Below are 13,493 nucleotides of genomic sequence, written 5' to 3'. Positions count from 1 at the left end.
CTCATTCTCCAGCTGGGCCAGAAGCCGTGTCCGCGTCGGGACGATGTTGGGCATAAAGCGCGTCGGCCGCAATGTCGGATAGCTGGCCGATGAACGCCGGATCCGTCATGTAGGCCTGGATCTCCTTCGACTCGTTCACGGTCTTGAGGACCGCGAGCCCGACCGCGTTGCTGAAGCCCTCAGACGCCTTGAGCTGCGCCACTGTGTTGTTCTTCGCCATCGCGGCTGCTTCCTCGCTGGCGTCGAGGAAGCCCCAGAACGTCGTGATGAATCCGGACACGCTCTCGGGACTGACATCGACGCCCTTGGCCTTGAACATCTCGTTGACCTTCTCGATAGCCTCGTCGAGCGGCCCCTTCTTCGGCGCAGCGCTCCCGCCGTACTCACCATCGAAGGTCGGCAATTTGATGCCGTCGCCGCTGCCTTCGCTGATCGAGTGGTCCTCCTCGATCGCGGAGGGGACGAGTTTGACGCCCGAGAGCTGCACGCCCTCGAGGAAGCTGTCGTCGCGGTCGTCGCCGTCAGCGTGGAGGTTCCGGCCTAGCAATGTCGCGAGGATGGCTCGACGGTGCAGCTCCGGGTCCTGGTAGTCGACGATCTGGCTGAGGAACTGCCAGGCATTGCGATAGCTGAGCACATCGGCGCGGAAGGCTTCGAGCTCCTTCTTCTGCTTCTTGTCCTTCGACAGCATGGCCTGACGCCACTGGCCACTCCAGCGGTTCTTGATCGGCGATAGAGCCTTGGCAATCGCCTCGCCACCCGCGTCCTGGATGAACGCGTCGGCGACTGCGTTCATCTCCTCGTGCGTGTAGAGCCCCGCGGTGTCGAGCCGCTCGCCGACCGTTATCAGCGCGTTCGGGTCGACATCGCCGTCGACGTGCGCGTCTGAGTAGTACAGCTTGAAGTCGGCCTGGACACTCGCCGGGGAGTTCCGGAAGTCGACGACCATCGGCGCAGTCTTGCCCGGGTAGATGCGGTTCAGTCGGGACAGCGTCTGCACCGTGGCGACACCGGAAAGCTTCTTGTCGACGTACATCGCCATCAGGCGCGGCTCGTCGAAGCCGGTCTGGAACTTGTTCGCGACGATGAGGACGCGGTAGACGCCCTGCTCGCGGAAGGCCCGCCCGACGTCGCTCACGCCGTTGACCGAGACCTCGGTGACGCTCTCTCCGTCCTCGTCGGTGAGCGAGCCGGAGAACGCAGCGAGCGTGTGCAGGTCGTAGCCCTTCTCGGCGATGTATGCGTCCATCTTCCGCGACCAGCTCAGTGCCTCCATGCGGGAACTGGTGACGACCATGGCGCGTGCCTGGCCGCCGAGGAGCGGCTGCACGTTGCGTCGGAAGTGCTCGACCACGACCCGGACCTTTTGGGCGATCGCAGTCGGGTGGAGCCTGGCATAGCGGACGATACTCGAGACCGCCTCACCGGTGTTGACCTGGACCTCGCGCTCGGACTCCTCACCGTCCAGAATGTTCTTCACTCGAAGAAACATGTCGTAGGTCGAGTAATTGGTGAGGACGTCGAGGATGAAGCCTTCTTCGATCGCCTGCGCCATCGTGTAGGTATCGAAGGCCTCCCAGCGCTCTCCGACCTTGGTGCCGAACAGCCGGAGAGTCTTTCCCTTCGGGGTCGCGGTCAGAGCAACGAAGGTGATGTTGGCCGACGCCGCGATGGCCGAGTCCTTGGCTGCCAGGAGGTCGTCGGCACTGATCTCCTCGTCGGGGTCGATCTCAACGTCCACGAGCAGTTCCTTGAGCTGCTTGGCGGCGGATCCTGACTGGGAGGAGTGTGCCTCATCGGCGATCACGGCCCAGCGTCGGCCGCGCAGCTCTTCCGTGTCCTCGATAAGCCTCATGACCTCGGGAAAGGTCTGCAGGGTGCAGGTGATGATGTGGTCGCCGTCGATCAACGCCTTCTTCAGCTGCGGAGACTTCGCGCCGGACTTCTCGCCCACCGCCACAACGAGGCCCTTGCTCGACTGCACTAGGTTCATGTCGTCGCGGATGTTCTCGTCAAGCACCGTACGGTCGGTGACGACGATGACCGAGTCGAATGTCGACTTCGAGTCGGCGTTCATGTGCCGGATCAAGCGGTGACTGAGCCACGCGATGGTCTTGGTTTTACCGGAACCTGCCGAGTGCCAGACCAGGTAGCGCTTACCGGGCCCGTTCTCCTCGATGTCAGCGACGACGCGCTCTACGGCTCGCAGTTGGTGAAAGCGCGGGAAGACGAGGCGACCGTCCTCCTTCTTCCCCGACTTCCCCGGCTCGAAAAGGGCAAAGTCCTTGAGGATGCGCATGAAGGTCTGGCGCGCGAGGATCTCGCGCCAGAGGTAATTGGTCGACGAGCCCGTGCTCGACGGCGGGTTACCCTCGTGGCCGTCGTCGCCCTGGTTGAACGGCAGGAAAACCGTGTCCCCGCCCTGAAGCTTGGTCGTCATGTAGACGAGGTCATTGGAGACCGCGAAGTGAACGAGTACGCGGCCGGGCGCGAGAAGCGGCCGGCCCCTGCCGGGCTTGCGATCCTCTTTGTACTGGCGGATCGCGTGGTTGACCGTCTGCATGTTGTCGGTCTTGAGCTCCAGCGTGACCAACGGCAGGCCATTGGCGAGGAGCACGACGTCGATGCTCTCGTTCGTCTTCGTGTCGAAGCGCACCTGGCGGAGGACCCTGAGCCGCACAGCCGCGGCCGCCTCGACGACCTCGGTCAGGTTCGGGTTCGCCGGTGGGAACACCATCATCGGGCCGAACTTCGCAGCGGGGCGGCCGATCTGTGCGTAGGAGAAGCCCTTGCGCAGCACGCCGAGGAGGCCGCCGACCGGGTGCCCGGTCGTCGGGTCCATCCGCGTCGCCTTGGCGAGCTCCTTGGTGATGTGCTCGAGGAGCTTCCGCTCGGCATCGGCCTTTTGCTCGCCGACGAGGTCCTCGGGGACGGCCTTCTCGTACTCGTCCGGGTACTGCGTGGCCAGCCAGTGCAGCACGTCGGCAGGCACTATCGCCAGGCCGACGTCCCATCCCGTAGGTCTGCCGTCGTCCTCGTAGAGCCAGCCGCGCTCGGCCAGTTCGGAGCAGAGGTTCTCCTCGAACTCGCGTTCCATCAGCTGCGCGTGGCTCATGCGACTTCCTTGTTGCCGGTGACGACGTCAGTGATGAGCGCGGCGCGGCGCTCGAGGAGCAGAGACTTAAGGTCGGCGACCTTCGCCAGCATGGCGTCGACGCGGGTGGTCGCCTCGTCGAGCTCGTCGGCGATCCTGACCTGCTCGTCGAGGGACGGCAGCGGGACAGGGGTCGCGTCCAGCACCGTCTTCGTGACGCGCTGGGCGTTCGGGCGGACCCCGGTCGCGATCGCGGCGAAGTAGTCGATGTACCGCGAGCTCCGGAAGAGGTGGTGGACGTAGCGCGGCTCGAAGCGGTCCGAGATCCAGAACGCCTTGTAGTCCGGGCTGATGTACCCGGTGAGGGAGGAGACACCGAGGCCGCCGTGGTTGAGCCACATCATGTTCGCCGCGAGCTGGCCGGGCCGCACCACCCGGTACTTCGAGACGTCGAGCGACGCTTGCTGGCCCTCCGTGCGGTTGTTCAGCTCGACCCCCCGGTACTCAGAGATCGAGAGCAGCGGGCCGGGCGGGTCATCGCCGTTCCGCTCGGTGCTCTCGGTGAAGTCGTAACCAAACTTCGTGCGATCCCAGTGCTCGGGAATGCCGGACAGAGGCGAGTGGGCATCGGCGGCGCTGTGGCGCTGTCCTGCTGCGAGGCCGAAGACGGCCCTGGTCTGGACGCTGCGGGCGCGCTCGCGTAGCGCCTCGCTCAGGAGATCCATCTTCGCCAGTACCGAGTCCATCTCAGCGGTCTCGCGCTCGAGGTAGCTGACGATCGCAGCTTGATTCTCTCGGGAGCAGTACGGCACACGCATGCGATGCAGGGCGCTGCCCTGGATCGCCGGATAACTGACGCCGACGGATGTCGCGATGATCTCATCCATGACCTGGCGCGATGACAGGACGAAGGAGATGTAGCGAGGATCCACCAGGTCTCGATCGGGCCTGAGCACGGCGAATCCGGTCGAGTAGACGGTGGGCCCTTCGGTCTCGCCAACGCGCGCGATCGCCCTGAGGTACGTCCGCACGGTCGAGATGATTACGTCGTCCTGCCGCGCGACGCGCCGCGCTCTGGACGGTGCGTCGCGGAAGGCGTAGGTCTCCAAGTCGTCGGAGATGTGGCCTTCCGTCACGTTCGAGATGTCGACGTAGTCGAACGTGTACGCACCGGGCGTGGTGTCCGGCAACGACTCGTCGTTCAGCGACGTGAGTGTCCAGAGCGGCTGCGTCTCGACGGTCATTCCTCGCTCACCGCCGTGAAAGCCGTAGCTAGCTCGCCCATGAGCTTCTTGACGTCCGCATCGATCTCGGTGAGCGGGCGCGGTTCCTCGGGCACGTAGAAGATCCGTGTGAACGGGATATCGGTGCCGTGTTTGGCCTTACTCTCGTCCCACTGCGCACCGGGCGCATAGGGCAGCACCTCGCGCTCCATGTGTTCGTTCAGCTCCTCGCTCAGGGGAACGCGCTCCGTGAGCTTCCAACCCGGCACGATCACGGGCTTGCCCTTCCGGTCGACGGCCAGCGGCGCAGTGTCATCAAGCGCGGCCATCGCCTTCATGACCGCGTCGATCAGCCCCAACGGGGCCTTCAGCCCAGCGGTCTTGGCAGCAAGCGGGAACGCCTTCGGCAGGTCGTTCCACGCTGTGCCGTCGAGCGAACGCATGATCGCCGCGTGCCCTTCGACAAAGTCGCGGCGACCGCGGACGGCCTCGAGCGCCTCCTCGCTGAACCGCGTCGCGAACCGAGCCTGCTTGTACACGGGCACGTCGCGGAACATGAAGTCCTCAGGCGTCATCACGCGCGAGATCGTCGGATCCGCGTACTCGAATGCCTCGTAGGCCTCCAGCAGTTTGGTGCGGTGATCCTTGCTCATTTCGCGGCGCTTGTCGCCCATGGGCTTGCGCAGCGAGTCCCAGTGGCCGGAGCCGTCGATGAGCTGGATCTTGCCCTTGCGCTCCGAGTCCTTGTTCGCGTCGAGGATCCACACGTAGGTCGCGATGCCGGTGCCGTAGAACATGCTCGTCGGCAGGGCGATGATCGCGTCGATGAGGTCCTCTTCGAGGAGCCACTGGCGGATCGAGTTCGGCCCGTTGTCGCTGTTGAACAGCGGCGACTGGTTCGAGACCACGGCGGCGCGGCCGCCCTGGCCGTTTTTGCCCGCAGGGCTGAGCTTCGAGGCGCAGTGGGCCAGGAATAGCATCTGGCCGTCGGCTGTGCCCGGCAGGCCATGACTAAAGCGGGAACCCTCGGTCTTGGCCTGCTCGCGCACCGATGCCTCCTCGACCGCCCAGTCGACGCCGAATGGAGGGTTGGAGAGCACATAGTCGAAGGTCTGCCCCTCGTAGAGGTCCTCAACGAGGGTGTTGCCCTTCTTGATCGCGTCGGGGCGACCGCCCTGGATGAGCAGGTCCGCCTTGCCGAGCGCGAACGCCGAAGGCATGAGCTCCTGGCCGTAGAGGGTGACGTCGACCTTCTCGTTGGTGCGCTTCAGCGCCTCTTGCGCGATGAGCAGCATGCCGCCGGAACCCGCCGTCGGGTCGTAGACCGAACGCGCGGCGTGATCGGACGCGATGGTGTCGTCGTCGTTGCTGATGAGCACGTCGACCATGAGCCGGATGGCGTCGCGCGGGGTGTAGAAGTTTCCTGCCGCCTTGCCCTTCTTGTTGAAGGCCCGATACATGACGTCCTCGAAGACGTCGCCCATGCCGGTGTCGCTGAGGTCCTTCGGCCCGAGCGGCAGCGTCGAGAAATGCTTCACTACGGCAAGCAGGCGGTTCGCGTCGGCGAGGACCTTCGCGCGCCGGTTGAAGTCGAACGAGACCCAGATGTCGGCGATGTTGCTGGAGAAGCCGTCGATGTAACTCTTGAGCGACTTGTCCACATTGTCGTCGACCGAGGCGATCGTCGCGAGGTCGAGCGGCGAGACGTTGTAGAAGCCCAGGCCGAACCTGTCCTTGACCGCGATGTCGATGAGGTGCTGCGGCATGGCGACGAAGGCGTCGACGAATTTGATGACATCGTCCTTGCTATCGGCGAGCATGCACTCCAGCCGACGGAGGACGGTGAACGGCAGGATGTAGTCGCCGTAGTCTTCCTCGTCGACGATGTTGCGCAGGTACTTGTCCGCCGTGTCCCAGACGATCCGAGCCGTGGTCTTCCTGGATAGCCCCGCCGTCTGTGTCATCGGTGATCAGTCCTGCCGTCGTCGATTGCTCCGTGTATCAGAAACTTTACACGGTGCGCTACGTTGTGCGTCTTGACTCGCGACAGCACGGCTAGTCCACATGAGCCGTGGTGTGCGCCTGTGCCGAGAGGCCAGTCTGTTCGGTCGACCGCCGACCATCACGCCACGGCGAGTGTGTGAATGAAGCTAATCGCCGACTCAACCCGGTTCCGAAGCGCACTGAGTTGCGTGATCGTGAAGCGCCCCGCGTGACCGTGCGTTCCGTCATTGAAGTCGCGAAAGAGCGTCAGGACGTTGTCGACATCCTGCTCGATGAGGGCCTCGATTTCATCCACGCTCACGCCCTTACGGCGAAGCAGGAAGCCAACCTTCGCTCTCCTCGTAGGCACCCCGCGATCCGTGCGATCACAGGTGGGGTCCGCCTCGACCACCCCCTGATCCGGAGCAGCGTGATCGATCATCGCAATCAGGACTTCGCGTGCGCTAGTGCAGAAGTGCCGCGCAGCATCCGGGTTACGCGGACTCAGTGAAAACAGCGCCCCGGACCACCGATCAACGAGGTCCTGGCCAAATGGAGCGAGTTCAGACTGCATGCTCGCCTCCCGCAACTCCTCTTCGGTTGGATCGTCCTCGGGGGCTCCATCACCGTCCATAGCGTTGAGCAGGTACGCGCTGTTCGCGGCCTCCTCACTGACGCGGTCCATTAGGTCACGCTCTGCAGGCGTGACCTGGCGACCTGTCAGGCGCTCCTCGGTCGAGACGTAGCTGAGGCCAAGTGACTCGACAGAGGTCCGATAGCTGACGAAGGTGGTGCTAGACGGACGGGAGTTCAGCCGGCGAATCTCCTGTTCCAGACGGCTCCGGTGATTCCTGACCGCGGTGTTGTGAGCTCTCGCCTTGGCGTTGTAAACGCGCACCTCACGGTTGTAGTCGTTCACCGACTTCTTCACAGCAGCGTTGTATCGACGCGCCTCACGGTTGTACTTGTCGACGGCTTGCTTCTGCTGGCGTTGCGCCCTGTTCAGGGCTGCCTTCAGTTGTGCGGGCGTCATCTTCCGAGCCATGCACTCAGTATGGGTGCCGACACTGACATTCGGTGAGTGATCTATCTAGCCGCAGCCAAGAAGGGCTGGCACCCCGGTCGCACCTCAACGTCTTTCATCGGGGACGTGGATCGAAGGCATCCAACCGCTCCATCAACGTCTCCAGTCCTGCCGGCGCGAGGTGACCATAGTGGTTGAGTGTCGTCGATGGTCGGGAGTGCCCGAGCGCCCGTGAGACGGAGAGAATGTCTGCGCCGAGTTCGGAGAGCGTGATCGCGGCGAACGTATGACGGAGGCCGTGCGCGGTAATCTCAGGAATCTCGTTCTTTCGGCCTTGGTTCGCGATCGTGCGGGCTCGCTCAAGCGCAGTGCCGGTGTATCGCGCGCTGATGGGCTGTCCCCGTCGTCGTGGGCTCGCGAAGAGCCAGGAGTCTCTACTTCTGTCGCCGGCGATGTCCGTGAGCAAGGGGCGGAGAGAGCCGGGAATCGGCAGGGTTCGCATGCTGGCTCTGGTCTTGGTGGTGTCTGCGCCGGCCCCGGAGTTCCTCACCTTGAGTGTGTCCCCGACGATGCTGCCGACAGTGAGCGAGCGCGCCTCGCCGAGACGCAGACCCATCAGGCCCTGCACGCCAAGCAGCGCCCGATCGAAGGATGTCGGGGCAACAGAGAGGACGGCGATGAGTTCCGCATGCGACCAGTGCGGCCGTTCCTTGTGGCCGAGCGATACAACGATCCCCTCGGTCGGATCGGCGTCGACGACGCCGTCGCGAATTCCCCGCCTGATCGAAGCGCGGAGAAGCTCGAGCGTCTTCTTCCGCGACTGTGCCGCAACTTCCGCGCGGGCGGACCAGATCTCGATCTCCGTCGTATCCAGGCTCGTGACGACGCGGTCGCCGAATCGCCGACGGATCTCCTGGGAGCGGTAGTGGTAGTCCCTGACCGTGTTCGGTGACCGATTCGCTCGCGCGGCCAGGTGCCGGTCGAGCAGGTAGTTGACGGTGATCGGGCCGTATTTGATGGTCTTTCCGCTGTGGCCCATCTGCTTGGCGTCATCGACGTAAGCCTGCACTCGCTGCGCTTCGGAGTAGCTCTGCTTACGCTGAACAGCCTCGCGGCCTCGGCCTTCTCGCCATCGACGCTGATACCGAAGGCCGCCCTTGGCGCGTCTCTGCTCGATCTCGTTCTTCGTCAGGCCCTTCCACGTGTCGTGGACTGTCATGACACCGTCGCCTCCACTGCACGGACTCAGCTGCTCCCCCAGAGAGTAGTGGAAGTGATGACTACCTGGTACTCATCGCTTCCTGCTTTCAGCCTTGAGGTATGAGTGAGCGGCCCCTGAAATCAGTGCTCGGGAGTCAGGTCCGAGCACTGCGACAGGAACGGGGACTCACGCAGGAGAGGCTCGCCGAAGAACTCGGGGTCACGCCCCGCTACCTCGCCGGCACCGAGCGCGGCGAGCGGAACTTGACGCTGGACTCCGTGGACTCCCTCGCCGGACAACTCGGCGTGCCGGCACAGTCCTTGCTGATCGAGGACGCGACGACCTCAACGCAGCCGTAAGACGCGCTCTGGTATCTATTGCTCGCGGTCTCAGTCATCCGTTCGGCTCGGGACCGGCATCTGCTGATAGAGGGCGAGTCGCCACGCGCCGTCGTGGCGGGTGTACACGCTGGACATGAGGGCGACGAATGCCGGTTCGTCGCCGTCCCGATACGCGGGACCGGTGTAGACGAGAACTGCGCATTCGTGGCCGAGGGGGATGACCCGTTCATCGGCGATCTCGTAGGTCCGCCACGGCGGCACGTCGTTGAGAGATTCGACGACATCGTCCGGTCGAGCACTTGGCCGTGAGCGAGGACCATGACACCGTCGCTGGTCATCAGCTGACCGTAGAAGTCCGCCCCTGAGCCGTCGCAGAAAGAGGCCTACCCTCGGCGCTCCAGATTGAGCAGCTCATCGAGCATCGTGCATCACCTTCCGTCAGCTTGCTCCAAGCCCACGAGGGGTCTTCGGGCTGTTCGCAAGCCTGTAGAGACAGTGCACCAGGAACCGAGAGCGCTTGTCCTCCCAAAACGGTGTTTCTGGGGGCGCACCGGGCGCACCGCAGTTGTCTTAGCCGATCGCGAGCAACGTTTCCCCAGGTCAGAAGGCCTTCGACGGCTCGATTGGTAGTGATTGGTGTGGGGTCAGATGTGCCCTGCAGAGCAGTAGTCGTAGAAACGAGCCCACCCGCAGCCCGCCCCAGAGGCCGGGCAACGCAACGAAAAAGGCCCTCCCTCCCGAAGGAGAAAGGGCCTCTGACCTGGGGTTTTGTGGAGCCTAGGGGGATCGAACCCCTGACCTCCTGGTTGCAAACCAGGCGCTCTTCCAGCTGAGCTAAGGCCCCGTGTTCAGTGCTCTATTCTTCTTTGGTCATTGCAAAGCAGGCGCTCTACCAACTGAGCTAAGGCCCCGGGTCACCGGCCGTACGGCCACCCGCCGGAACGGGAAGAGCCTCCGCTTTCGCGAAGGCCCGACGATCTCGAGGATCGTGGTGGGGGTACCAGGACTTGAACCTGGGACCTCTTCATTATCAGTGAAGCGCTCTAACCGCCTGAGCTATACCCCCGCAGGGATCGGACTCGCGTCCTCAACCTCAGAGACTTTACCCTATCGCCAGGGGGAACGCGAAATCGGGCCGGGCTCGTCGACCGGCCCGATTCGCGCGCCCGATCAGTGGCCGATCGCGACCGCGAGCTCGTTGGGCACGTGGTCGAGCTCGACGCTCGCCACGGTCTCACCGGTCGTCAGATCCACGGCGTGGACCGCGTTCGCGGCGGGCTCGGTGACGTAGGCGATGTCGCCGTTCACCTTGATCGCCGGGTGGGCGTCCTGCCACTCGACCGGGCCCTCCCAGGCGTCGATCACGGGGTACTCGTCGACCAGGTCGCCCGTGGCCGGGTCGAGCACGTGGATCGAGCCGTTCGACGACAGGATGTACGCCAGGTCGTCGGGCCCGCGGGCGACGTCGCGGAATGTGTAGCGCACGTCCTCCGGCAGCTCCACGACCTCGAGCGTGTGCTCCTCGGTGTCGATCAGCGTGACCGCCTCGAGGAGGTAGCCCTCCGCGTCGGGGTCGTTCTTGTAGTCGCCGACGACGATCGGGCTGGTCTCCGACACGAACGCGTTGCCCATGCGGCCGTACTCGTCGGGCGCCGTGAGCTTCTCGAACTCGCCGTGGTGGAACAGCAGCGCTCCGTTCTCGCAGCCGAACACGACGGCCTCGTCGGCCGCGGTGCCCTCGCCGTGGATGCCCGGGCACTGGTCGTTCGACGCGGCCTCGTCCCAGTGGTCGTCGTGCGCGTGCAGCACGACGGCGCCGGTGCGGCCCGTGTCGTCGCCGACCGTCGTCAGCAGCGTGCCGTCCGACAGCACGATCGAGACGCCGTGGTGAGCGGCGTCGGCGACGTAGGTCTCGCCCTCCGGCAGCGTGCCGTCCGCGTCCTGCAGCGCGTGGGTGTCGAGGATCGTCGTCGTGCCGGTGCCGTCGTCGAACAGCACCGTGCGGTCCTCGTGGATCACCACGTGGCCCGCCGTGGTCGCGGGGAACACGAGATCGGTGAGCTCCGGCGTGGCCGTGTCGAGGATCTGGAAGCCCTCCGACGTGGTGACCGCGACGTGCTGGCCGTCGCCCCAGGGGTTGAGGCGCGTGAACTCCTCCGAGTCGAACTCGGCGACGACCTCCAGCGTGGTGCCGTCCAGCACCGCGATGCCGTTCTCGTACGACACCGCGACCCGCCCCTCGGCCGACGTCTCCTCGGCGGTGACGTCGGTCGCCGGCGCGTCCGTCTGCGCATCCCCCGGGGCGGTGGTGCTGGCACAGGCCGTCGCCAGCGCGGCCACCCCCGCGAGCGCGCCGAAGGCGACGCCTCTTCTCATTGCTGTCCTCATGGTGCTCCTTTCCTCTGGCCTCACGGGCTGAGGCCCCTCGTGCTCAGGTCCTGTCCCTCAGGCCCTGTCGTTCGGTCCGGCCGTCAGCGTGGCTCCGCCAGGCCGTCGGCGATGCGCTGCGTGTTCGCGCGCATCATCGTCAGATAGGTGTCGGCGCCCTCGCCCGGCTCGGTCAGCGACTCCGTGAACAGCTCGACGACGTCGACGTGCACGCCCACCTCGTCCGCGAGCGCCTGGACGAGGCGGTCCGGCTGGGACGACTCAGCGAAGATCGTGGGCACGCCCGCGTCCTCGATCGCGGTGGCCAGGTCGCGCAGGTCGGCCGCGCTCGGCGCCGCCAGCGTCGTGCCGCCCGGGATCACGGCGCCGACGACGCGGAACCCGAACCGGTCGGCGAGGTAGCCGAAGACGTGGTGGTTGGTCACGAGCGCACGGCGCTCCGGATCGATGGCTGCGAACGCCTCGGTCATCTCGGTGTCCAGCGCGCCCAGTTCGTCGCGGTACGCGGCCGCGCCGTCCGCCACCGCCGCGGCGTCGATGCCGTCGACGTCGGCGAGCTCCTCCTCGAGGGCGTCGACCACGTCGACCATCCGCGCAGGGTCCGTCCAGAAGTGCGGGTCGTCGGCGCCGCCCTGGTCGGCGCCGTAGGCCAGGGGCTCGATGACCTCGCCGGCGACGAGCATCTCCGCTCCGGCATCCGCGGCCCGGTCGAGGTGCTGCTGCAGCCCCTCCTCGAGGCCCAGTCCGTTCGACACGACGAGGTCGGCCGATCCGAGCAGCGCCGCCTCCTGCGCGGAGATCTCGAACGAGTGCGGGTCGGCGTTGGGCTTCATCAGCGTCGTCACCTCGGCCTGGTCTCCCACCACCTCCTCGACCACGTCGCCCAGGATGTTCGTCGTCACCACGATCCGCGGCGTATCGCCCGACGCCCCGCCCTGGCCCGGGCCTCCCGCGCAGCCCGCGAGCACGAGCAGCAGCGCGGCGGCACCGGCCGCGGCGAACCGCCTCATCGTCCGACCTCCGCGAACAGCACCGGCGCGACCGGCATCTCGATGCTCCGCGCGATGCGCGCGCCGTCGGCGTAGGCGATCTCGTGCACGACGCCGTCGGACGCCGCGTTCACGTAGGCGCGCTGACCGTCCACGAACACGCTCGCGCGGTCGACCTCCTGCGGCTCGACCAGCGGCTCGGTCACGCCGATCTCCTCACCGGTGTCGGCGCGCAGCACGCGCACCCTTCCGTCGACGTCGAGCGCGACGACGTGGGTCGCGTCGTCGTCCACCGCCACGACCGTCGCGAGCGGCCGCTCGGTCTCGATCAGCTCCCACGCCAGCTCGCGGGCATCGAGGGTCCACAGCCCGCGATCGCCCGCGACGGCCGCGACCGTCGGTCGGCCCTTCCGCCCGTCGAACGCGACGGCGCGCTCCTCGGCTACGACGCCCTCCGGGTAGCGAACCCGCTCGAACTCGGCGGCGTCACCGGCGGCGGTGGCGACCAGCGCGCCGTCGTCGCACCCGAGCACGAGGCCGGCGCGGGTCGCGATCGCACCGCTCGCCCCGGCGCAGTCGACCGCCTCGCCCACGGGCTCGCCGTCGACGTCGTGGAAGCGCACGGTGCCCGCGTCGGCGTCGCCGATCACGGCGCCGCCGTCCATCGGGGCGACGAACCCCGCCGAGGCGCCCGTGGACACGCGGAACGATTCGGCGATCTCGCCGTCTGAGAGCGCGGCGTTGTCCAGCAGGACGGCGTCGCCGCTGCCGGCGAAGAAGACCCCGGTGCCGCCGGCGGTCGACAGCGCGCCGCCCGTCACGTTCGCGTCGCCCTCGCCGAGCACCGTGCCGAGCAGCGCCGGCTCGGCACGGTAGTAGTGGAAGTGATCCCCGTGATCCCACGTCCACAGGCCGCTGTCGATCACATCCAGCCCGCCGCCGGTCGTCGCGAACACGTAGCGTCCGTCGCTGTGCACCGCCGACGGCGCGTCTACACGGCCGACGGTGCGATCCTCGCCGGTCAGCAGGTCGACCGAGGCGACGGCGCCGTCGGCATCGACCGCTACGAGTCCCAGAGGCGGTTCCGCCACCTCCGCGGCGCCGGCGACGTCGCCGTGGCCGTCCTCGCCCTCCTCCGTCGTCGCCGGGTCGGCGATGGGAGCCGCTTCCTCCGGGTCGGCGGAGGCGCAGCCGGACAACAGCAGCGCGGTGAGGGAGGTGGCGACGAGAGCGCGAGCGAGACGCATGGG

General features: G+C 66.2%; 9 protein-coding genes and 2 tRNA genes. 1 reads left to right on the top strand and 10 read right to left on the bottom strand.

The features are described 5' to 3' along the window. Position 1: 1 nt before the first annotated feature. From K5S26_RS07300 to K5S26_RS07280, 5 genes are all read right to left on the bottom strand, one after another. A complete protein-coding gene (locus K5S26_RS07300; protein ID WP_221857303.1) occupies positions 2–3,115 on the bottom strand; it encodes a type I restriction endonuclease subunit R in 3,114 nt (1,037 codons plus the stop codon). Beyond that, positions 3,112–4,338, bottom strand: a complete 1,227-nt coding sequence (locus K5S26_RS07295) for a restriction endonuclease subunit S (protein ID WP_221857302.1) — start codon at positions 4,336–4,338, stop codon at positions 3,112–3,114. The genes K5S26_RS07300 and K5S26_RS07295 overlap by 4 nt, the downstream gene beginning before the upstream one ends. Then, a complete protein-coding gene (locus K5S26_RS07290; protein ID WP_221857301.1) occupies positions 4,335–6,281 on the bottom strand; it encodes a type I restriction-modification system subunit M in 1,947 nt (648 codons plus the stop codon). Before K5S26_RS07290 ends, K5S26_RS07295 begins: the two co-directional genes overlap by 4 nt. A 158-nt stretch (positions 6,282–6,439) precedes the next feature. Beyond that, positions 6,440–7,333, bottom strand: a complete 894-nt coding sequence (locus K5S26_RS07285) for a pPIWI-associating nuclease domain-containing protein (protein ID WP_221857300.1) — start codon at positions 7,331–7,333, stop codon at positions 6,440–6,442. A gap of 106 nt (positions 7,334–7,439) precedes the next feature. Further along, complete coding sequence (locus K5S26_RS07280) at positions 7,440–8,543, bottom strand: tyrosine-type recombinase/integrase (RefSeq protein WP_221857299.1); 1,104 nt, start codon at positions 8,541–8,543, stop codon at positions 7,440–7,442. Positions 8,544–8,644: 101 nt separating this feature from the next. Here K5S26_RS07280 and K5S26_RS07275 point away from each other — a divergent pair, with 101 nt between their 5' ends. Next, positions 8,645–8,884, top strand: a complete 240-nt coding sequence (locus K5S26_RS07275) for a helix-turn-helix domain-containing protein (RefSeq protein ID WP_221857298.1) — start codon at positions 8,645–8,647, stop codon at positions 8,882–8,884. 753 nt (positions 8,885–9,637) lie between these two features. Here K5S26_RS07275 and K5S26_RS07265 read toward each other — a convergent pair. The 5 genes from K5S26_RS07265 to K5S26_RS07245 all read right to left on the bottom strand — a co-directional run bounded on the left by K5S26_RS07265 (position 9,638) and on the right by K5S26_RS07245 (position 13,490). After that, positions 9,638–9,710 (bottom strand) — tRNA-Ala (locus tag K5S26_RS07265). A 145-nt stretch (positions 9,711–9,855) separates the two neighbouring features. After that, a tRNA-Ile gene (locus K5S26_RS07260) sits at positions 9,856–9,932 on the bottom strand. Between the two features lie 104 nt (positions 9,933–10,036). Then, positions 10,037–11,254 (bottom strand): zinc metallochaperone AztD, encoded by a 1,218-nt coding sequence (aztD, locus tag K5S26_RS07255; RefSeq protein ID WP_246603699.1) that lies wholly within the window; start codon positions 11,252–11,254, stop codon positions 10,037–10,039. A gap of 83 nt (positions 11,255–11,337) precedes the next feature. Then, the gene (aztC, locus tag K5S26_RS07250; RefSeq protein WP_221857297.1) at positions 11,338–12,264 is read right to left on the bottom strand and encodes a zinc ABC transporter substrate-binding protein AztC; all 927 of its coding nucleotides are present in this window, start codon (positions 12,262–12,264) and stop codon (positions 11,338–11,340) included. Further along, positions 12,261–13,490 carry a WD40 repeat domain-containing protein gene (locus tag K5S26_RS07245; protein WP_221857296.1) on the bottom strand — a complete coding sequence of 410 codons (1,230 nt, stop codon included), beginning with the start codon at positions 13,488–13,490 and terminating at the stop codon, positions 12,261–12,263. Before K5S26_RS07245 ends, aztC begins: the two co-directional genes overlap by 4 nt. Positions 13,491–13,493 lie beyond the last annotated feature (3 nt).

This window comes from Microbacterium marinilacus (assembly GCF_019753765.1).
Lineage (GTDB): Bacteria > Actinomycetota > Actinomycetes > Actinomycetales > Microbacteriaceae > Microbacterium > Microbacterium marinilacus.
The sequence above is the reverse complement of the archived record's forward strand: the minus strand, read 5'-3'. Positions and strand labels throughout refer to the sequence as shown.

Excerpts from the sequence above, each read along its gene's own strand:
- K5S26_RS07300 (WP_221857303.1), bottom strand. The coding sequence starts at position 3,115 with ATGAGCCACGCGCAGCTGATGGAACGCGAGTTCGAGGAGAACCTCTGC.
- K5S26_RS07295 (WP_221857302.1), bottom strand. The coding sequence starts at position 4,338 with ATGACCGTCGAGACGCAGCCGCTCTGGACACTCACGTCGCTGAACGAC.
- K5S26_RS07290 (WP_221857301.1), bottom strand. The coding sequence starts at position 6,281 with ATGACACAGACGGCGGGGCTATCCAGGAAGACCACGGCTCGGATCGTC.
- K5S26_RS07285 (WP_221857300.1), bottom strand. The coding sequence starts at position 7,333 with ATGACGCCCGCACAACTGAAGGCAGCCCTGAACAGGGCGCAACGCCAG.
- K5S26_RS07280 (WP_221857299.1), bottom strand. The coding sequence starts at position 8,543 with ATGACAGTCCACGACACGTGGAAGGGCCTGACGAAGAACGAGATCGAG.
- K5S26_RS07275 (WP_221857298.1), top strand. The coding sequence starts at position 8,645 with ATGAGTGAGCGGCCCCTGAAATCAGTGCTCGGGAGTCAGGTCCGAGCA.
- aztD (WP_246603699.1), bottom strand. The coding sequence starts at position 11,254 with ATGAGGACAGCAATGAGAAGAGGCGTCGCCTTCGGCGCGCTCGCGGGG.
- aztC (WP_221857297.1), bottom strand. The coding sequence starts at position 12,264 with ATGAGGCGGTTCGCCGCGGCCGGTGCCGCCGCGCTGCTGCTCGTGCTC.
- K5S26_RS07245 (WP_221857296.1), bottom strand. The coding sequence starts at position 13,490 with ATGCGTCTCGCTCGCGCTCTCGTCGCCACCTCCCTCACCGCGCTGCTG.